We start from the raw sequence: 19,438 nt of genomic DNA, 5'->3' as shown, positions 1-19,438 counted from the left end.
CGACAATAGCAAGAGTGAACCACCTGATCCCTTCCCGAACTCAGAAGTGAAACCTCTTTGCGCTGATGGTAGTGTGGGGTTACCCATGTGAGAGTAAGTCATCGCCAGCTCATTATTCGAAACACCCTCAAGCCAAGGCTTGGGGGTGTTTTTTTGTGCGCGGGATTTATAGCAAAATTAAATATAGTAAAAATAATATTCTGAGTTTACTCAAGGTTATTTGCTGTTTTTAAATCAGCCTGATTATGTTTTAATCATTAAAATTTAAAGCCTAGGAATCTGCGTGTTTGAGGTATTTACACAGCTCTGTGGTGGAATCGGTTTATTTTTGCTTGGCATGACTTTAATGACCGAGAGCCTTAAAGATATTGCAGGTGAAACATTAAGACAATGGTTAGGTCGGTTTACTGGTTCTCCTTTTAAAGCAATGACTTCAGGTATTGCCTTGACCTTGATTTTGCAATCCTCCACAGCCACGACGCTAGCAACCATTGGCTTTGTCAGTGCAGGCGTACTCTCTTTTTCGCAAGCCATTGGTGTAATTATTGGCGCCAATATCGGTACAACCAGTACTGGCTGGATTGTTGCTTTTTTAGGTTTAAAGTTTTCTATTGGACAAGTGGCTTTGCCTCTCATTGCCATAGGCGCTTTACTTAAAATATTAGCACATGGACGTACAGCGCTTACCGGCTTGGCGCTTGCGGGATTCGGCCTGATTTTCTTTGGAATTGATTTGCTTCAAGTAGCAATGTCAGGTGTCGCAGAACATCTCGATCTTTCAATTTTCTCGACCGAAAGTTTTGCTGCAAAGCTGTTATTGGTACTTTTCGGTTTGGTCATGACTGTGATTTTGCAGTCCTCTAGTGCCGCCATTACAGCGACACTTGCTGCATTAGCAAGTCAGGCGATTCAGCTCGATCAAGCGCTTGTGCTCGTCATTGGCCAGAATATTGGAACCGTTGCAACTGCAGTACTGGCAGCCATCGGTGCAAATGCGAATGCAAAACGAACTGCTGCTGTGCATGTCTGTTTTAATGTCGTGAGTGCAATTTTTGCATTTTGTATTTTGGTTCCCTTGTTTTTATGGCTGTATCAACCACAGTATTTTTTATCTGGTTGGGATCATGTGGTCATTGTGGCAGCTTTTCATACAGCCTTCAGTGTATTTGGTGCCTTATTTTTTATGCCATTGATTCGCCCCTTTGAACAGCTGTTGGTGAAATATATTCCGGCACATGAAGATTCATTATTACAGGCCTTAGATGAAGCCAGTTTGGCAGTGCCTGCGGTCGCAATTAATACGGCAGAACAAGTGATCTTTAAAACCATATTGACCCAATATTCCTGGATTCTAAAAGCCATCAAGTCAGCAGAATTGGTTTCGGCCAATGAATTAAAACAGCAAGACGAATTAATTTACAAATTACAGGATTATTTAGAAAAAATTGTTGTGCCTGAAAATAGCACTGATCAAAGTCGGCTGTTTAGCTTATTAAGGATGATGGTTTATCTGAAAGTGTTGCGTAGTGATTTGGAAAATCTAAAGCATGTTGTGAGTATTCGTAGCCAACCCGCGATTCATCAACTTGCCTTGGATTTTATCCAGATTCTGGAAAATGCTGGAAATAGCATGCTAGATACTCGCTCATCTGAAGATTTGAGCCAACTGTATATTGAAATGGGACATCTAAAACAGTGGAGTAAACAGCATCGTAGCGAATTACGTGAAAAAACTAATATTTATGCCTCAACGTATCAGCTGAATGCAGCCAAAACTTTTGAGTTATTGGCTGCTCAGCGTTGGTTAGATCGCTTAGTTGCGCACAGTTACCGTTTCATTAATGTACTCAATGAGCGTCAGCAAACACTTACAATGCATCAAATTGACGACGAGCATGTTTAAGAGCAGATCTGAGACCTTCTTCCAGTGTTGGGTGATAAAAAGGTTTTGCCAGGATTTGATGAATATCCTGATCTGCATCAATGGTCCAGGCCAGAAGATGGCCAAGATGTTCAGCTTGTGAACAGAAGAGTTCTGCGCCTAATAATTTGCCTGATTTTTTATCAATATAAACTTCAATACCACCTTTATTTTCAGCAAGAACCAGTGCACGTCCTTGATTTTCATAGGAGGCAAATCCTCGAATAAACTCAATATTTTGCTGTTCTAACTGTTTAAAACTTTGCCCGATAATCGCCATTTCCGGGTGAGAGAATACGATTGCCAGTGGGGTGAGTGCGGGAATCGGCTTAATCTCGGGATAATTTAAACAGTTATGAACCACTTCTTTACCAGCATGAGCAGCTTCGTGCTGAATGGGGGCATCAGGTGCGGCATCACCCACTATAAATATCGGCATATCTGCGAGTTGTTTGGTTTTTTTATTGATAGGCAATTTTTTGATATCAGCAAAATTAGGATCTAACTGATTTAAACCCAATCGATCCAGATTAGTCTGACGGCCTGTAGCGCCCAAAATATATTCAACTTGAATAGTTTGAGCTTGATCATTTTCAGTAAAATTAATCTGGATATGACCAGCTTGTTTTTTAACTTGATCTGGCAAGATTTTGAACTTGATATTGAGTTCTTTACTCAATTGCTCCTGTGCCAGCTTTTGTAAAGCAGGGCTGGTTAAGGCACCTACTTTTTGGCTACGAGCGAACAGGGTAGTGTCTACGCCCAGTCGTTGCATGGCTTGTGCCAGTTCAATGGCAATCACACCGCTTCCGATCACTGCTAAAGACTTGGGTAATTGAGAAAGTTCAAATATCTCATCAGAAGTTAGATATTTATCTCCTAATTCTTCCTTGAATGTTTTATCAATATTAGGTCGTGAACCAACCGCAATAATGAAGCTTTTAGCCTGATAAGCTTGTCCATTGACTTCAACTGTATGGGCATCAATAAACGTTGCATGACCAGAAATTTTATGTAAAGCCTCCCATCGATCAACACCTTTTAGGGTTGCGCGAATGAAATGCTCTCTCAAGCTATGCAGACGTTGCATGACACCTGAAGTGTCGACCGCAGCATCATGTTGTAAAGCGAGGTCTTTGGCGGATTGTATGTCATGTATACGATTTGCGGAAGAGATGAGAAGCTTACTGGGCATACAACCCACGCGTGCACAGGTGGTATCCCAAGGGCCGTCATTAATAATTAAAATATTTTGGGTGTGTTTGATGGCTTCTTTATAGGCACTGATTCCTGCAGTGCCGGCGCCAATAATGATGAGATCATACATAAAGTGCTTACCAAGTCTCAAAAATAGTTATTTATCACTAAGGTTTACAATGTTTTTGATGTAATTTATGTAACTAGATTGCTTATTTTTGCTAATTTGAGTAAATTTTGTGTAAAAGCCAAAAGCTATTTTTTATGGCTGCTTAACTATTATATTTAGTGGGAAAAATTATGAGTTTGTTAATAAATTTAAAAAAATTAGGGGTAAACACAACAGTTTTAGCAACCTCAATTTCTTTGGTTGCATGTGGGGGAGGTGGGAGTGATGGGTATTATGATCAAGGAAATGTAAAAACACCAAATAATGGAAACGAAAGTTTAGATAATTCAGTTAAAGAAGCTACAGGAGTTTCACAATCCTTAAGTAAGTCTGCATTAAATGTAAATGGTGATGAGCTTACAATTACAGCTAAAGCAGTAGATAAAGATGGTGGGGGCGTAGCTGGGAAAACCATCGTTTTAAACATTGCGGATTATGCCAAGTCAGGTGCTACAAGCGATGCTTCAGAAAAGGTAACGGATGAAGCTGGTAATGTTACATTCAAAGTAACTTTAGATGGTTCCAATAAAAACTTAGCCTCACTTTTATTTACAACCACAATTAAGGGTACAACAATTAATGATATAAAAACAGCCTCGGTATCTGGAGCAGGTACTGTAGTATCTAGTCAATATGAGCTTGTCTTTGATTCTGAACCTTTAGCAGTGTCAGGAGGTGAATCTGTTGTACGTGTCCGTGCATTAGACCTAAATGGCGGAGGGGTACCAAATGAAAATATTACTTTAGCAGTTAAAGATTTCAAAAATAATCAAGTCACTATAAAAGGTTCATCAAATTCTGTTACGGATAATGAGGGATATGCCTTATTTACTCTAGCATTAAAAGATGGTCGAGAAGTAGATCGTAAGAATTTAATAGAAACTGGAGTATTTTTAGAAGCTACTCTCACTGAAAAATCAGGTGCAGCTAAAACCCAAGTACATACAGTAGGTGTTAATTCTGTTGCTAATATTGTTAGTAATATTTCTATTTTGACTTCTAATAGTAATAAAGTAGATGCTATTGGTGGCTCAATCAATGTAGTCGTAAAAGCAAGAAATCCAGAAGGAAATGCTGTTAAGAATAAAACACTTAAATTAACATTAGATGATATAGCTCTCGAATATGGCGCTAAATTGGTTACTCCTACAGCAGTAACTAATGATAATGGAGAAGCTACTTTTATCATTAAAACAGAAGCAAATGCAGCAAATCCGGGAGGTCATTTATTAGTAACAAATGGAATTACTATTTCAGCGGCTTTAATAGGTGTCGATAACACTCCTCCACAAATTAGTACCATTACAGTTGTTTCAACTCCTGCAGAAGAAGTTTCTTACCTAAATGCTATAGTGTCCGAACAAGTTGATATTCAAGGTGGACAAACCACAGTAACTATTACTGCTAAAGATAAAAATGGCGGTTCTATTGCCAATAAGCAGATTACCTTAAATATACCGAGTAGTCAGACAAATGGTTTAACCATTATAAATGGCTCAAAAATTACTACTGATAGTAATGGGCAAGCTAAATTTAACTTAAATTTTGATGATAAAGATGTTTCAGAACAGGTATTAGATGCTTTATTAAAAGATGGTGTCACTGTTACGGCTGGGTATACTACTACAGCAAATACAATTATTAGTCAGACTACTAAATTACGTTTTTATAAGAAGCAAACTATTGAGCAGTCTAAAGAAGTAGAGCGTTTAGAGTTAACTACAAGTAAAGGGGTAGTTTCCTCAACCATGGATAGTGTACAAATTAAAGTGCGTGCAATTGATACTTTGGGAAAAAATGCAGCTAATAAATTAGTAACAATCGGTTTATCTGAGATTGTGATGGCTAATGGGGTGACTTTAGAGGGCACAGCAACAAAGACCACTGACGAGAAGGGTTTTGCAAGCTTTACTTTAAATGTCAATGCCCATAATAAAGAAGCAGTTGAAAAACTAGTAGCTTCAGGTATTACTGTTGCTATTACAACAAAACTAGCAGATGGAACCTCTGTTAAACAAAATACGCAGGTTATGGTCGAGGCTGTTACATTAGAAGCTGTTGATGTTAGTTATCTGGCTATTACTGCAGATCAAATGATTAATATTGATCGTGGGCAGGCAACTATTACAGTAAAAGCAGTTGATAGTAATGGTGGGAAATTAGCAGACCAAGACATTATTCTTAAAGTTGTAAATAGTCAAACTAACGGGCTAACTTTAGATAGTTCGAGCAAGAAAACTGATAAAGATGGTAATGCTACTTTTGTGATAAGTTATGATGGTCATATTACTGATGAACAATTGTTAGCTAAGCTAAAAACAGAAGGTGTAGATTTGGTGGCTACTTATCAGCCTGCTTCGGGTAAAGTCGTGACACAAACCAGTAAAGTCCGTTTCTACCAACAAGCTCCAGATATTGAAATAAGACAACTTAATATCAGTCTAGATAAAGGTGTAGTAGTTGCAAGCAAAGATACTGTTGAGGTTAAGGTAAAAGCTGTTGATGCAGAAGGTCAATCAGTTTCAAATCGTAAAGTAAATTTAGAACTTACAGATATTGCAAAACAGAATGGAGCTTCTATTGAAGGCGCTTTAGTTCAAACTATTGTAAATGGGGAAGCAAAATTTACTGTTAAATTAGCAGCTCCTAATACCGATGCAATTAATGCTTTAGTGAATGCTGGCTTGCTGGTTACTGCATCAGCTTATCAAAGTAATGGATCAATTATTTCCCAAGCTGCAAAAATAATGGTTGTTGCATCACATGCATCACAAGCTGATATTACATATTTATCAGTAAGTGAATCACTTGTAATTAATGTAGATCAAAGCACTGAAAAAACCATTACAGTTACAGCTTTTAATAGTATTGGAGAGCCAGTTTCAAATAAAGATATTGAATTAGGCTTTGATAAAACTTCTGGTTTAAAAATCAAGGAAGGAAATAAGCTTACAACTAATGCAACTGGTGAAACAACATTTACATTAGTGTACGATGCATCAAAGGCAAATAAGGCTGAATTAATACAAAAAGGTTTAATCATTAATGCTCAATACGGCAATATAACTCAAACCGTAAAAGCTTCATTTTATCAGCAGGCTGTTAATATTCAACGTATGGATTTAGTGGTAGATAAAGCTGCCCTAATTATAAATACGACAGATAGTCATACTATTAAAGTCGAGGCGATTCTTAAAGATACTCAAGGTGTAGCCATTAAAAATCGTCAAGTGACATTAGCAATTGACAATAATGCTTTGCAAAATGGTGTGAGCTTCAAGAATAGTGAAAGCAGTTTTATTATTGTTAATACTGACGAAAAGGGTATAGGTGAAGTTGAGTTGATTGTTAAACCAATGTCAGCTGAAGCCGTTACGAACCTTGTTGCTTCCGGTATTGGAATAAGTGCATCAGTATTACAAGGGGATGGTAATAGCACAATTGTGCAAAATACAAAGATTAATGTAGTTTCTGCAGTTTCTTTGTCAGAAGTAAGTTATCTGAAAGCGGAAGCTTCAGATACGATTAAAACCACGGGTGGGTCTTCTACTATTACAGTGAAAGCCTTTAATAGTAAAGGTACTGCACTTTCAGGTAAATCTATTAAGCTTAATTTAGCTGCAATGCCTGCAGGATTGAACATTAAGCTAGATGCTCAAAATAAAATTACTAATACACAAGGTGAAGCATCATTTAAGGTTATCTACACTGCTTCAGCGACTTTAACCGAAGCACAAGTCAAAGCGTTATTGGCTGGTTTGCAAGCAACTGCAATCTATAATTCAGAAGCAGGGCAGAGCATTGCACAAACAACATTGTTACAGTTTAATATTGATGAAACTGAATTAGCCAAGGATGCTTCTCGTATTGATTTAATAGCTTCTAAAGGTATTGTTACAGCAGATAGTGATACTTTTACTGTCACTACTAAAGTTTTTGATAAGAACGGTGAGCTATTAGTTGGCAAGAAAGTTGGTATTGGTTTAAGTGTGGCTGCGGTAGAAAATGGTGTAACTGTTGATGCCAATCAAAAAATTACTAATGCCTCAGGAGAAATTTCTTTTACTGTTAATGTAAAAGCTTCTGATGAACAAAAGATTCAGAACTTAATAGCCAATGGTATAACGTTTGCAGCATCAGTAGTGCAAGCAGATGGATCAACATTAAGTCAAAATACGAAAATAATGGTGAAAGCACCACAAGGTTCTGCGGTGCATGAGCTTAAAGTCAATACTTCACATCCGAGTATCAGTGGTATGGGAGGGAGTTCTGTAATAGCAGTTCAAGCTCTTGATGAGAAAGGGAAACCTGTTATTAATCAATTAATTAATTTTGCATTGGCGGGTTTGAATTCACGCGTTAAAGTTGACCAGGATTCAGCACAAACCAACAGCCAAGGTTTCGCTTACTTTGTTGTCAATTTGGAAAACGGTGAGTTGGATGATGAGCTCATTAAAAAGGGCATTATATACGCAGTTACAACAACTAATAAACAAGTGGGAAATACTGTTTCTCAAGTAGGGAAAGTTAATATCAGTGTGCCAGAAGGTACTTATAATTTACTACCATTAAATGCTTCTAAGCCATCATTACTTGTAACGGGAGACACTGTAACAATTACTTCTAAATTAGTAGATGAGAAAGGCCGACCTTTAAAATCGCAACCAGTTACTTTAGAAGTCAGAGATGTAGTTAAGAATGGTGGATTAAATGTAGAAGGGGGTATTACAGGAGTTACCGATTCAAATGGTAATGTTAGCTTCAATGTGACCTTACCAGCTAATAAAACACCTGAACAAATAGATGAACTATTAAATAACGGTTTATCAATTAAAACTTCTGTTCGCTTACCAAATGGTAATACAAGGACGAGTCCTGAATTAAAGTTAGTTGTAGAGCAGGCCACCAACCTGAATATATTGACTTTTGGCAGTGATAAATGGGCCTTGAATGCTGAAGGAGATAAAGCTGTTGTCAATGTGGTAGTAACAGATGTAAATGGCAATCCTATTTCTAATGAAGAAATCAAACTGGTTGTGAAGCAAACTGCTTCTACAACTGCAACAAATGTGGGTATAGATGTAGGTGAAACGGATCTAGAACCTCAAAGACCTTTAAAACGTGAAGCAACAGTAAATACTGATCAGTATGGTAATGGGTTCTTTACTATTGTTCTTCCTCAGGATGGACGTGATAAGGATACTTTAGTTGCGAGTGGTATTCAGTTAGAGGCAAGTCATACCAATGAAAAAGGAATTACGAACACCGTTCCTACTCGTTTAGCAGTATATCGTCCTGTTGCTGAAGCTCCACAGATACAGGATGCACGATATACACTTAGAATTAGCAAGTCTAAGCCAATTTTAAACGTTCGTAATGATATGACTGATGTAATAGTAACTCTACTTGATCGAAATGGTGGCGGAGTTACTGGTCAATATGTCACTTTAGAGATTCCTAATTTTGAAAACAATGGAGCTTCTATCGTTGGAGCATCAGGATTAGTTACAGATGAAAATGGTCAAGCAATATTTAAAGTGAAAGTTGATGAGACCGCTCGTGACCGAGGATATTCATCAGATGAATTCGTAGCTGAGGACTTGCGCTTAATTACACGATTTAATGAAATTGGTTATAGAGAAGCTCTTCAAGAAGATCTGATTAATATAGTACAGTCTACAATAATTTCTGCAGGAAACATCACATTTGGTAATGCATCCGAGCTTCAGAAGTCATTAGATGGCTTATATTATATTGAAAATCTGTCTGCTCATTTAGTTGACAACGAAGGACGTCCAATACCTAATCAGGACGTTACTCTTAATATTAATATACTGAATATTGCTAAAGGTCACTTTAAGACAAAAGCTCAGCTCGAAGAGGAAAATCAAAATACCATTTTTTCATTAAGAGACGACTTAGCTGCTATACCAGAGAATGATAATCCTGTATCAGCAGAAGGAGCTTTGACTAATAATCAAAAACGTGCTCAATTACTGAATCAAATTCAGGCTTTGACAAATCGTATATTCCCAGGGCGTGAGCAATTAAGATGTGCCATTACGCCAATTCCAACAGATACTGCATTAGCTCCAGCATTTATTGATACACGTGGAAGTGAAACTACTACTGCAAGTTATATTACTGATAATACAGGAAGATTTGATTTACAAATTCGTTATCTAAGAAAATATGCAGGTTGGCAAAATGTAAGTATTCGAGCGAATGTTACCTTAAATGGTAATCCAATAAGTTCTCAACTTAATTATTCTCTTGGGATCCTGAAATCTGATATAGATGCAGAAACTAGTCAGCCATTTGACCTTAGCCCATATGGTAATGTTAATTCCTGCCAATAATTTGAAATAAAAAAAACAGCGCTTCGGCGCTGTTTTTTTTATAGGAGCTAAAATTTAAGGACTAAATCGAAGTTCCCACACTTACGCCTACAGTTGGCTTCAAGTTCATTGAACTACAGCCGATAAAGGTCAAGCTCAGACATAACACCACTAAGATTTTATTCATGAATCAATCCTTGAGATTTAGCCTGGTTAAACAAGGTCGCTGAACGTGTACCACTCCGGCAAACCATCAAAATAGGTTTAGGTAGCTCATTATAATATCGAGCAAATTCCTCAATATTGGCCTGAGAAAGCTGACCACTCACCACAGGCTGATAAATCACACTCACTTGAGATTTCTCCGCAATGGAGCGTAATTGACTCACCGTGACATTATTGCCAGTTTCCTGATCCGGCCGGTTTACAATCACAGATTTGAAACCTTGCTGAATCAATTGCTGAAACTTGCTTAAGGTCATTTCACCTGACACACTCAGCGAAGAGGTCATTGCACGGCTGAGATCATTTGCGGCAAAACCAAGTGAGCTGACACTTAAACAGCTTGCCAGTACTACAATTTTCCAAAAAGACTTAGTCATCCAGCAGGTCCATCTGTTTTGCCAGTTGATATAAATTATTTGAGCGATTTCCAGTACGGCAGAACATCAGAATAGGTTTCGGTAATTCATTATAATGATTGGCAAAAGTACGTACATCGAGCTCAGTAATCTGACCAGCGACGACAGGCTGAAAGACATAATCCAGACCGGCACTGCGTGCAGCTTCTTCAATTTGTGCACTGGTCGGCTGCTCAGAACCACCTTCCATATCCGGGCGGTTATTGATAATAGATTTAAAACCTTTCTCGACCACCTGAGTCACGTGTTCCGGACCAATTTGACCAGCAAAGCCTACATTTTCGCTCATGACGCCACTCCATCATTTCATTTATATCGATATGCTTTATGATAGCATTAAGCGGAAAACATGCTGAAGCTGTTGTGAAATTTTTATAAATGATGATCACCATAAGATAACGCAATGGAGCGCGTATGCAGGCTTATACAGTTGAGCCACTGTATGTAAAAAGCGGTCAGGATGTGATTGCTGCAGATTTTTATCGGCCTAAAAATATAGAAAAACCGGCCGTGATCTTGATGGCCCATGGTCTGGCGGCCTTACGTCAATTTAAACTGGTGCACTATGCCCAGCATTTTGCCAGTGCCGGCTATGCGGTGGTGTTATTCGATTATCGCTATTGGGGCGGCAGTACCGGGCGACCGCGTGAGCTGGTCTCGATTTCTGCCCAGCTGGATGACTGGCGAACCATGATCAAGCATATTCAGGCACGTAAGTCGATTGACAGTCAACGGATCGTGCTCTGGGGAACTGCCTTAAGCGGAGGGCATGTACTCACCCTGGCAGCAGAACTGAAAAATATTCAGGCCGCAATGGTACAGGTGCCTTTTGTCGATGGGGCTGAAAGTGCCAGGCTTTATCCTTTGCAGCAACTCCCCAAGGCACTTAAGGTTTCTAGTCAGGACTATATGGGAAGCAAGGTTGGTATGCAGCCCAAAACCTTGCCGGTGGTCGATCCTTACGAGCTGTGTTTTATGCCGACACAGGACAGCTACGAGGGTTATCTGTCGATTGTGAATCCGGATTATTATTGGAGTGGTCAAATTCCTGCGCGGGTCTTTTTTAATTTAATGCGTTATCGCCCGATTCAGCAAGTTAGAAAAATCACCATTCCGGTGCTGTTTATTGCAGCAAAACTGGATAGTTTAATTCCGATTGAATCCAGTCGCGAAACCGTGACCAATCTTGCACCGTTTGTACAATATCAGGAGTGGAATATCCGGCATTTTGATATTTATCATGGTGAATGGTTTGAAAAAGCCGTTTCAACCCAATTAGAATTCCTACATCAACATATTGGAGTACGCTAGATGATTATTGTATGCCCAGAATGTCAGGCCAAAAATCGTGTTCCTGAAGATAAACTCACCGCCAACCCTGCCTGTGGTCAATGTCATCAGGCCCTGATTCCATTGGCGCCAATTGAATTAAATGAGCAGAATTTCAGCCAGTTTGTCACCCATAGTGATTTACCAATCCTGATTGATCTCTGGGCAGAATGGTGTGGCCCCTGTAAAATGATGGCACCGCATTTTGCGACTGCCGCGCAGCAATATCCAAACGTGGTTTTTGCAAAAATTGATACCGAAGCGAATCCGCGCTTAAGTTCAGCATTTAATGTTCGCAGTATTCCGACGCTGGTGTTGATGAATAAAAGCAACGAAATTGCTAGAATAAGCGGTGCATTACGATCAAGCGAACTACAAAAATGGCTTGATCAGCAGTTAAATACCCAACCCTAATTCAAATGCCTGGAGTGAATGTGTCAGATTCTCAAGTAAAACCAGAGGGGATTCTTTCCCTACAAACGATCGCAATGCCTGCAGATACCAACTGGAGCGGTGATGTGTTTGGTGGCTGGATCGTTTCACAAATGGACTTGGCAGGCGCGATTCACGCAGAACGATTTTCAAAGGGACGTTGTGCCACGATTTCGATTAACCAGATGACCTTTCTGGTTCCAGTGAAAGTCGGGGATGTCATTAGCTGTTATACCCAGATTTTAAAAGTTGGCAAGACCTCTATTCAGATGGAAATTGAAGTCTGGGACAGTCATGATGACTCACGTGCGCCGATTCGTGTCACAGAAGGGGTATTTACCTTTGTCGCAGTCGATGTAAAAGGCAATAAGCGTCTGATTCCAGAGGAAGCCAAACAGAAGTTTTTAGAGTCTCAAGTAGCCCAATGATTGAATGAGATATAAAAAAATCCCAGAGATGATCTCTGGGATTTTTCTTGCTTAGAAAGAATTATGATTGCTTGAGCTGATCTTTGGCAATCCAGGCCCAGAGCATTTCACATTGAATCGGCGTTTCTCCGGATTCATCCGTGACCGTGACCTGAACCAATGTTTCGCCTTTATCGGAGCTTTGCATGAGTGCTTGTTGCTCCGGCGTCAAGGTAGCGACTGCAGTCATGGCGCCTTTGGTCGGACGTTTAAAATCAATCTTCAAACTTTTGATTAATACAATCGCGGTATCCGGCACATTCATTGCCGTCACAAAGCCGGTCGCAGTTTCTGCCACTAAGGCCATGGCACAGGCATGTACCTGACCAATATGGTTTTGCATGGCTTTATGGTTGGCGATTGTGACCACCACTTTTGCTCCACTGAGTTCTACATAGCGAATCTTGGCAGAACCTACCATGGGAATAATCCGGCCAAAGGTTTTACTCAATAAAGTACTACGAATAGCTTGAGGTAGTCTGGAAGTAGCTTTTACCAGTTTGGTCAGTCGATTGCGATGCGTCATAATTCCTTCTTTAAGACACTGTGCGGTCTTAATCTTTAAAGTTATTGAACTGTAAAGGCAAACCAAATTGCTGTTCTTTTAAGAAGGTCATCACTTGTTGCAAAGTGTCGCGCTTCTTGTCCGTTACACGAATCTTGTCTCCCTGAATAGAAGATTGCGCTTTAATGCCGCTTTCTTTAATGGCTTTATTGATTTTTTTTGCGGTATCAGAGTCAAGACCGTCTTTGAGCTTGATCACCTGAATCACGTTTTTACCAGAAGCCGTCATTTTCTGTGGATCGAGTGCCTGAATATCAACTTTGCGTTTAAAGAAATGACTTTCGAGCATGCTATACACTTGTTCACACTGGAAATCACTTTCAGTCGAAATCTTGATTTCCTTGTTTTTTTCATTCAGTTCAATAGAAACGTCCTGACCGCGGAAGTCAAAGCGGGTCGCAATTTCTTTTTGGGTGTTTTGAACTGCATGATTTACTTCAAAAATTTCTAATTCAGAAACAATATCGAAAGAAGGCATGGTTTAGACCTTTACAAATGGAAAGAATATCTGAGATGCTAGGGATGTTTTCTTCATTTGCCAAGTGTTGTTTACATCAAAGGAGTGCGCAATGATCCGTAAACAAGAAATTACAACATTTGAGTTCCCAGAAAATGCAATTATCTGGGATGTACGCGATACAAGTGCTTTTGCTGAAGCACACGTGAAAGGGGCGGTGAATCAGCCCATTAACGATCTTTCAGCAGAGAGCCTAACTCAGGTGTCAGCGGATCAACCCATTTACATCTTGTGTGGTGGGGGTAGTAAAGCTCCACGTGCTGCTGAAAAACTAGAGGGTTTTGACAGTTCACGTGAATATGTCATTCTGATGGGGGGTACTCGTGCCGCCCGTGATGCAGGCTTACCGCTTGAACAGGGTGCATAAGCATTCTGTTAAAAAGAAGCGCCGCAAGGCGCTTTTTTATTGGCTGAAATTTAATCCCTCCCAACCTCCCTTTTCTAAAGGGAGGAGCTACAGGCATTCGATTTATTCATAAAAGTAGAGAAAAGTCCCCCTTTAAAAAAGGGGGACTTAGAGGGATTCATTCAAAAGGGTAATTAAATTTGTGGCTTAAAATAAGGCTTCTTGGCTTTTACTTTCTTTTGAAAGCGGCTCACGCTGAGTTTTTTAACCAGACTTGCTGGAACAGGACAGGCTTCACCCAGAATCTGGGCGGCCAAAATTTCACTACAAAGGGGTGCAAATAAAAAGCCTTTGGAGCCTAGACCGGCAAAACTATAAATTTCCTGTTCAGGCTGCATTTTACCGAGTAAAGGAAAGTAATCCTGACTTTGGGCACGTAGCGCTGCACGGCCATGCCAGGTGTCCATCGGTGCTAATGACGCGGCATAATCTGGAAAGACGCTCTGGAGCAGCTCATGATTATGTGCATGATCTTCTGGGAGCACCTCTGTATCCTCCCGGCCGGGATGGAAAGATGCACCGAGAATTAAATGTGTATCATCCAGTTGCATACAATACCCACCGTAGTTATAAGCAGTATCTTTACTTAAAGGCTGAGCGCTATTGTTTAGCCAGCTCACTTGTCCACGAATTGGCTTGAGTGCCGGATAATGCTCAAAGAATTGTGCTGTCTCGCGCGCGCTACAAACCAGCGCATGATCAAACTGACCCAAACAATTTTCATTTTCAAAAAGTTCGGGTTGAGATAGCTGCTCAATTTTGGTGATTTTTGCTTGGATATATTTAATATTCGGATGCTGTAAAATTTCATCACGCAATTGATGCGGAGAAATAGTTCCTGCTGCTAAAAGTTTTAAACTTGAATATTCAGTATGCAGTTTCTGCTCATCCGCCGTTTGCACTGAAAGAATATGTGCTGGATATTCATTTGCCAGACTTAAAAGAGTCTCGGGATGTTTGAGTGCCAATTGACTGACCTGAATCGGTCGAAAGGCTTTGAATTTTGCATAATGAGTCAGCGCATGTTGCCAAGCCAAGGTCATTAAATGTTCTGCACTCTGCTCAATCGGGCAGAGTTTTGGGTTCAGGAGCGCAAGCGGGTTACCAGAACCACCAGCAAGTGGCGCTGATTGATCGTAAATCGTGACTTGGCGGCCACGCTGCGCAAAGGCCCAAGCAGCACTTAAACCTGCGATTCCGGCACCAATAACCGCAATCTGGCGTATGTTAAATTCAAGCTCAGGATTTAATGCTGTTTTTTTTTGAGTAATATCCTGATCTGCACCCGAATTGGCCGGTTCAGATGGATTCCAGATGGCTTTGAGCATTTCACGTTTATGTCCAAAACCTCTTGGACGTGAAATGGAAATCCCATGATTCTTTAGGCCACGTTTCAGGACACCTGCGACACTAAAAGAAGCGAAAGTGGTGCCGATCTCGGATAAACGCACAATATTATTTAAAACATTTTCTTCCCACATGTCTGGATTACAAGACGGCGCAAAACCATCCAGAAACCATGCATTCACAGGTGCGGTTTTTTCCATGATGGGAAATACATCATGGGCATCTCCAAGCCACAAGTCGATTGAGAAACGTTGTTCAGGGAAGCTTAAACGGTGGCAGCCTGCAATTGGCATCGGATATTGGGAAATCAGTTGATCTGCCAATGGCTTGAGTTCAGGCCAGACATTTAAAGCGCGAATCAGATCGGGTTTAGAGAGCGGAAATTTCTCCACTGAAATCGCATGCAAATGACTGTGATTGTCCGGACGGGTCTGTTGCCAGAGCTGCCATAACGCCAGAATATTCAGGCCTGTGCCAAAGCCGGTTTCGCCCACACAAAAATATTCAAACGGTTTTAAGTCAGTCAGGCGGGTCGGCAGGTCATTGCCATTTAAAAAAACATGGCGGGTTTCCAGCAAACCATTGTCTTTAGAAAAATAAACATCACCAAACTGTTTAGAGACAGGCACTTCAATGCCATCCACCAAGTGCCAATCGAGATCGGCGGTTTGAATTGCATGCGACAAAACGACTACAACCTTAAATAAGTCCGAAAGGGGAATAGATTACCATTGACGGCGACGCTTGGTATAAACGTAACTGGCAATCAGAAAGCCCAGCAAAACGCCCACGGCCAAAGTGGCAGCACCATACAGGAACATCTGCGCACTGCGTTCGCTTTGTAAAACCTGTACTTGCACGCCAAGATTGTCATTTCTGAGCTGTAGTTCCTGATTTTGTGCTAACGCTTCCAGATTGGCTTTTTCCAGCTGTTGCAGACGCGTCGCCTGATCCTTCACCAAAGCTTTTACTTTGGCGTCTTGCTGAGCTTTATTTCTGGCAAGTTCTTCAGCAGTCAGTGGCTTATTTCCAGTTGCCGGAAGGGCTTGAGATGCTGTTGCAACCACAGGGATAATTGCAGGTTTTGGCGTAGCAGTGGGGGTTGCGACCGCAGCTTGTACAGCAGCAGCGGCGACACTGTTTGGTGTTGTCTGAACTGTGGCAACTTCTACTGCCCATACAGAATGAAAGGTACAACAGAGGCCAATAACACTGGCAAGAACAACACGCATAAACCTTATCCTTGAGGGAATGCTTTGTTAAACGGTTTCACATCAATCTGTGCATATACACCTTCTTTCAGGAAGGGTTCATCCTCTAGCCAGGTATCCAGGTCTTCACGGCTGTCAAAATCGACAATGATGGTACTGCCATAAAAGCCGGCTTGTGGATTACTCGGATCTTTCGGCATCGCGCCTGCAACAATCAGACGGCCTTCATCATTCAGCTTTTGCAAGCGGGCAAGATGTTGTGGACGAATGGCAAGACGTTTCTCCACTGTACCTTCCTGATCGGTACAGCTAACGACAAATAATGGCATGATGATTCTCAATCGTTTGTAGTTGGATTTATTCAGCAGTCTTAAAGTATTTACGCAATACAATAAACTGGATAATGATAAAGGAAAACATCACGATCATGTCACCGAATGCCGTGAATTCGCCCCAATATTTTCCATCCAGCCACAAGTAGGCAAAGAAGGTATGTAAAAATGACATCAGTGCAAACATGGCGACCCAGGCATAGTTCAGTTTGATCCAGCCTTTTTCACTTAAGTTGAAAACCGGGCCAAACAGACGCTGAATCAGTGGCTTTTTATCTTTACTAAACCAAGGCGACAGCAGGAATACGCCCGCAAAGACCAGATTCAGCAATACCGCCTTTAAACGGATATAGAAATCGTCGCTCAGCATCAGAGTGATCCCACCAAAAATCACGGTCATAAACAGTACAATCCATTGCTGCTTATCCAGGCGGAATTTTTGCATGACAAATAACGCACCATAGACCACCAGCATAGCAATAATCAGACCAGTGGTTGCCACAAGAATATTATTATTGTCGACACCCCCCGCAGAACCGATCAATTGCAAAAGTTGATGGTCAGTGTCTTTTGGATCTACAGTTTTATATAAATAAAAGAAAATAATGAGTGGCACAAAGTCTAAAAGTGCTTTCATGTTAGAGTATCTAAATCTGATTAAATAAATGTCATAGTATAGAGATGCACGGCGTAGATTTACATACACATAGCAATATTTCTGATGGAACTTTAACTCCACAGCAATTGGTCGAGGCTGCCGTAGAGAAATCGGTGCATACTTTGGCATTGACAGATCACGACACTATGGATGGCCTGGAACTGGCACAAGAAGCCGCTAAAAATCATGAGATTAAGATCATTTCTGGGGTGGAAATCTCCAGCCAGTGGTCACGTCCAGCCACCAAGAAAAATTATGGCGTGCATATTGTTGCATTGGATATGCAAAATCCTGAGCCTTTACAAAAAGCCCTCAATCAGCAGAAGAAAATCAGGGCGGAACGCTCGAAACAGATCTGTGACTTACTGATTCCTTTAATTGGTCAGGATATTTATGCCGATGTACTGGTCAAAGTCGATAATATCCCTGATCGGGTAACACGGACGCATATTGCCAAAACCTTAGTAGAAAAGGGCATTGTGACTCGCCCGCAACAGGCTTTTGATAAGTACATCAAGGAAGGTAAGAAAGCCTATGTCAAATTTGATGGCTTGAGTCTTGAAGACACGGTTCAGGTGATTCATGAAAGTGGCGGTTTTGCAGTGCTGGCACATCCGACCAAATATGACCTATCTGCAACCAACATTCGTTACCTGATCGAGATCTTTGCCAAGTTTGGTGGCGACGCCGTTGAACTGCCGCCAGCGGTAGATCCAAGTTCTACTCGCCAGATGGTCGATCGGATGATTGCGGAGCATCGTCTGAAAGTTTCGATTGGCAGTGACTTTCATGGCGACCATATGCCATGGATCAGACTCGGGAATGTGCCGAGCCTAAAACCGGGACAAGTCGGGATTTGGGAGAGTTTTGTTGATTGAGTGCTTTACTCGAACTTTGTTCTTGCAGAGCAGAAGTGCCCTTTGCTGATAGAAAAGGGCAAGAGAAGAATAAATTACAGTAGATTATGATCTTTGGCCTGAATCGGTGGTGGGGTTGGTTTGCCCAGCGTGCCTAAGAGTTCAATTTCAATGGTACGTACCATTGAGTCCAGTGGCAAATCATTACTTTGCGTGCCAAAAGGTTCTTCAATTTCTGAACTTAAGGCATCCAGTCCTAAAAAGGTATAAGCTAAAATACCGACCAGTAAGGGCGTAAATAAGCCCAATGTTGAACCCAGACTAAAGGGCAAAATAAAACAGAAAAAATAGACGGTACGATTGAGCAAGACCGAATAGGCAAAAGGCAAAGGCGTCGTCGCAATCCGGTCACAACCAGTCTGGACAATACTTAGTTCCGCCACATGATTATTCATCTGCATATAGATGATATCGGAGATTTCACCTTCTTTGAGCGCCTGCATCAGCTCCCATTGAATCAGGCTTAAGGTATATTGCGGCGCATTGGCCTGCTGATAGAGTTGAGTCACAGCCTGCTGGCTCATGCCGCTGGTTTCAACCAGTTCAGTTGGATTGGCTGTCTGGTGGCGTAAACGATCGCGGAGTACATTGGCAAAGACAATCACGTGCTGAATCACACGTTCACGGCGACCTTGAGACAGCATCCTGCAATCACGGTCAAAATGACGTGAATTGGCAATCAAAATGCCCCAAAGTTTGCGCGCTTCCCACCAGCGGTCATAACAGGCTGAGTTCTTAAATCCGAGAAAGATCGACAGCACCACTCCAATCAGGGTAAAGCCAACCAGGGGTAATTCTGGAAAATGAAAATAACCAATATGCGACAAGCCACCAATGATGGCTGACATCAGCATCACCACGCCTAAAGGCGGTAAAACTTTAGGTAAAATCGTCCCCCGCCAGGAAAACAGCAGTTTAAAAACAGTCGGCTGGTCACGTACGATCATTTATTGGAATCATCACAATTTTTTTCATGATCTTGTGGAGTTGT

General features: G+C 41.0%; 17 protein-coding genes and 1 rRNA gene. 8 read left to right on the top strand and 10 right to left on the bottom strand.

Going from position 1 to position 19,438, the window contains the following annotated elements; translation table 11 throughout:
- A 5S ribosomal RNA gene (gene rrf / locus FTU87_RS13830) occupies positions 1-110 on the top strand; the annotation flags it as partial.
- Positions 111-283: 173 nt separating this feature from the next.
- On the top strand, positions 284-1,903 hold the full coding sequence (locus FTU87_RS13825; protein WP_180097662.1) for a Na/Pi symporter: 1,620 nt from the start codon (positions 284-286) through the stop codon (positions 1,901-1,903).
- Here the strand turns inward: FTU87_RS13825 and FTU87_RS13820 are convergent.
- Positions 1,869-3,248, bottom strand: coding sequence for a dihydrolipoyl dehydrogenase (locus FTU87_RS13820; protein ID WP_180097660.1), 1,380 nt, complete (start codon positions 3,246-3,248; stop codon positions 1,869-1,871). The two genes, FTU87_RS13825 and FTU87_RS13820, sit on opposite strands and share 35 nt — an antisense overlap.
- Before the next feature lie 170 nt (positions 3,249-3,418).
- Between FTU87_RS13820 and FTU87_RS13815 the strand changes: the two genes are divergently transcribed.
- A complete protein-coding gene (locus FTU87_RS13815; RefSeq protein ID WP_180097658.1) occupies positions 3,419-9,646 on the top strand; it encodes a hypothetical protein in 6,228 nt (2,075 codons plus the stop codon).
- A 158-nt stretch (positions 9,647-9,804) separates the two neighbouring features.
- Here FTU87_RS13815 and FTU87_RS13810 read toward each other — a convergent pair whose 3' ends face one another.
- Positions 9,805-10,227, bottom strand: a complete 423-nt coding sequence (locus FTU87_RS13810) for a beta-lactamase hydrolase domain-containing protein (protein ID WP_100329847.1) — start codon at positions 10,225-10,227, stop codon at positions 9,805-9,807.
- Positions 10,220-10,555: a TIGR01244 family sulfur transferase gene (locus FTU87_RS13805; RefSeq protein ID WP_005098133.1), complete on the bottom strand. Its 336-nt coding sequence runs from the start codon at positions 10,553-10,555 to the stop codon at positions 10,220-10,222. The genes FTU87_RS13810 and FTU87_RS13805 overlap by 8 nt, the downstream gene beginning before the upstream one ends.
- Before the next feature lie 125 nt (positions 10,556-10,680).
- Between FTU87_RS13805 and FTU87_RS13800 the strand changes: the two genes are divergently transcribed.
- The 3 genes from FTU87_RS13800 to FTU87_RS13790 all read left to right on the top strand — a co-directional run bounded on the left by FTU87_RS13800 (position 10,681) and on the right by FTU87_RS13790 (position 12,455).
- On the top strand, positions 10,681-11,577 hold the full coding sequence (locus FTU87_RS13800) for an alpha/beta hydrolase (protein WP_005168660.1): 897 nt from the start codon (positions 10,681-10,683) through the stop codon (positions 11,575-11,577).
- Positions 11,578-12,009, top strand: a complete 432-nt coding sequence (gene trxC / locus FTU87_RS13795) for a thioredoxin TrxC (RefSeq protein WP_180097656.1) — start codon at positions 11,578-11,580, stop codon at positions 12,007-12,009.
- 74 nt (positions 12,010-12,083) lie between these two features.
- Entirely contained in the window at positions 12,084-12,455 is a 372-nt protein-coding gene (locus FTU87_RS13790) for an acyl-CoA thioesterase (protein WP_257220490.1), read from the top strand.
- Positions 12,456-12,516: 61 nt separating this feature from the next.
- Here FTU87_RS13790 and FTU87_RS13785 read toward each other — a convergent pair whose 3' ends face one another.
- Positions 12,517-13,020 carry a DUF4442 domain-containing protein gene (locus tag FTU87_RS13785; protein WP_005168656.1) on the bottom strand — a complete coding sequence of 168 codons (504 nt, stop codon included), beginning with the start codon at positions 13,018-13,020 and terminating at the stop codon, positions 12,517-12,519.
- A 28-nt stretch (positions 13,021-13,048) separates the two neighbouring features.
- Positions 13,049-13,537: a YajQ family cyclic di-GMP-binding protein gene (locus tag FTU87_RS13780; protein WP_005098115.1), complete on the bottom strand. Its 489-nt coding sequence runs from the start codon at positions 13,535-13,537 to the stop codon at positions 13,049-13,051.
- A 91-nt stretch (positions 13,538-13,628) separates the two neighbouring features.
- On the opposite strand from FTU87_RS13780, the gene FTU87_RS13775 reads away from it, so the two are divergent.
- A complete protein-coding gene (locus FTU87_RS13775; protein WP_005098114.1) occupies positions 13,629-13,943 on the top strand; it encodes a rhodanese-like domain-containing protein in 315 nt (104 codons plus the stop codon).
- Between the two features lie 173 nt (positions 13,944-14,116).
- Here the strand turns inward: FTU87_RS13775 and mnmC are convergent, their stop codons facing one another.
- The 4 genes from mnmC to FTU87_RS13755 are packed head-to-tail and all read right to left on the bottom strand — an operon-like array spanning position 14,117 to position 17,509.
- Positions 14,117-16,015 (bottom strand): FAD-dependent 5-carboxymethylaminomethyl-2-thiouridine(34) oxidoreductase MnmC, encoded by a 1,899-nt coding sequence (gene mnmC / locus FTU87_RS13770; protein ID WP_180097654.1) that lies wholly within the window; start codon positions 16,013-16,015, stop codon positions 14,117-14,119.
- 39 nt (positions 16,016-16,054) lie between these two features.
- Entirely contained in the window at positions 16,055-16,561 is a 507-nt protein-coding gene (locus FTU87_RS13765; RefSeq protein WP_005168651.1) for a hypothetical protein, read from the bottom strand.
- A 5-nt stretch (positions 16,562-16,566) separates the two neighbouring features.
- On the bottom strand, positions 16,567-16,869 hold the full coding sequence (locus FTU87_RS13760) for a YciI family protein (protein WP_005098111.1): 303 nt from the start codon (positions 16,867-16,869) through the stop codon (positions 16,567-16,569).
- Between the two features lie 28 nt (positions 16,870-16,897).
- The gene (locus FTU87_RS13755; RefSeq protein ID WP_005168649.1) at positions 16,898-17,509 is read right to left on the bottom strand and encodes a septation protein IspZ; all 612 of its coding nucleotides are present in this window, start codon (positions 17,507-17,509) and stop codon (positions 16,898-16,900) included.
- A gap of 44 nt (positions 17,510-17,553) precedes the next feature.
- On the opposite strand from FTU87_RS13755, the gene FTU87_RS13750 reads away from it, so the two are divergent.
- Positions 17,554-18,408 (top strand): PHP domain-containing protein, encoded by an 855-nt coding sequence (locus FTU87_RS13750; RefSeq protein ID WP_180075585.1) that lies wholly within the window; start codon positions 17,554-17,556, stop codon positions 18,406-18,408.
- 74 nt (positions 18,409-18,482) lie between these two features.
- On the opposite strand, the gene FTU87_RS13745 is transcribed toward FTU87_RS13750, so the two are convergent.
- Positions 18,483-19,394, bottom strand: a complete 912-nt coding sequence (locus FTU87_RS13745; RefSeq protein WP_004281608.1) for a bestrophin family protein — start codon at positions 19,392-19,394, stop codon at positions 18,483-18,485.
- Positions 19,395-19,438: the final 44 nt, after the last annotated feature.

This window comes from Acinetobacter sp. YH12156 (assembly GCF_013418235.1).
GTDB classification, from domain to species: domain Bacteria; phylum Pseudomonadota; class Gammaproteobacteria; order Pseudomonadales; family Moraxellaceae; genus Acinetobacter; species Acinetobacter pseudolwoffii.
The sequence above is the reverse complement of the archived record's forward strand: the minus strand, read 5'-3'. Positions and strand labels throughout refer to the sequence as shown.

What these genes read in the sequence shown, in the direction of transcription:
- FTU87_RS13820 (WP_180097660.1), bottom strand. Translation starts at nt 3,248, where the DNA reads ATGTATGATCTCATCATTATTGGCGCCGGCACTGCAGGAATCAGTGCC.
- FTU87_RS13815 (WP_180097658.1), top strand. Translation starts at nt 3,419, where the DNA reads ATGAGTTTGTTAATAAATTTAAAAAAATTAGGGGTAAACACAACAGTT.
- FTU87_RS13810 (WP_100329847.1), bottom strand. Translation starts at nt 10,227, where the DNA reads ATGACTAAGTCTTTTTGGAAAATTGTAGTACTGGCAAGCTGTTTAAGT.
- FTU87_RS13805 (WP_005098133.1), bottom strand. Translation starts at nt 10,555, where the DNA reads ATGAGCGAAAATGTAGGCTTTGCTGGTCAAATTGGTCCGGAACACGTG.
- FTU87_RS13800 (WP_005168660.1), top strand. Translation starts at nt 10,681, where the DNA reads ATGCAGGCTTATACAGTTGAGCCACTGTATGTAAAAAGCGGTCAGGAT.
- trxC (WP_180097656.1), top strand. Translation starts at nt 11,578, where the DNA reads ATGATTATTGTATGCCCAGAATGTCAGGCCAAAAATCGTGTTCCTGAA.
- FTU87_RS13790 (WP_257220490.1), top strand. Translation starts at nt 12,084, where the DNA reads ATGCCTGCAGATACCAACTGGAGCGGTGATGTGTTTGGTGGCTGGATC.
- FTU87_RS13785 (WP_005168656.1), bottom strand. Translation starts at nt 13,020, where the DNA reads ATGACGCATCGCAATCGACTGACCAAACTGGTAAAAGCTACTTCCAGA.
- FTU87_RS13780 (WP_005098115.1), bottom strand. Translation starts at nt 13,537, where the DNA reads ATGCCTTCTTTCGATATTGTTTCTGAATTAGAAATTTTTGAAGTAAAT.
- FTU87_RS13775 (WP_005098114.1), top strand. Translation starts at nt 13,629, where the DNA reads ATGATCCGTAAACAAGAAATTACAACATTTGAGTTCCCAGAAAATGCA.
- FTU87_RS13765 (WP_005168651.1), bottom strand. Translation starts at nt 16,561, where the DNA reads ATGCGTGTTGTTCTTGCCAGTGTTATTGGCCTCTGTTGTACCTTTCAT.
- FTU87_RS13760 (WP_005098111.1), bottom strand. Translation starts at nt 16,869, where the DNA reads ATGCCATTATTTGTCGTTAGCTGTACCGATCAGGAAGGTACAGTGGAG.
- FTU87_RS13755 (WP_005168649.1), bottom strand. Translation starts at nt 17,509, where the DNA reads ATGAAAGCACTTTTAGACTTTGTGCCACTCATTATTTTCTTTTATTTA.
- FTU87_RS13750 (WP_180075585.1), top strand. Translation starts at nt 17,554, where the DNA reads ATGCACGGCGTAGATTTACATACACATAGCAATATTTCTGATGGAACT.
- FTU87_RS13745 (WP_004281608.1), bottom strand. Translation starts at nt 19,394, where the DNA reads ATGATCGTACGTGACCAGCCGACTGTTTTTAAACTGCTGTTTTCCTGG.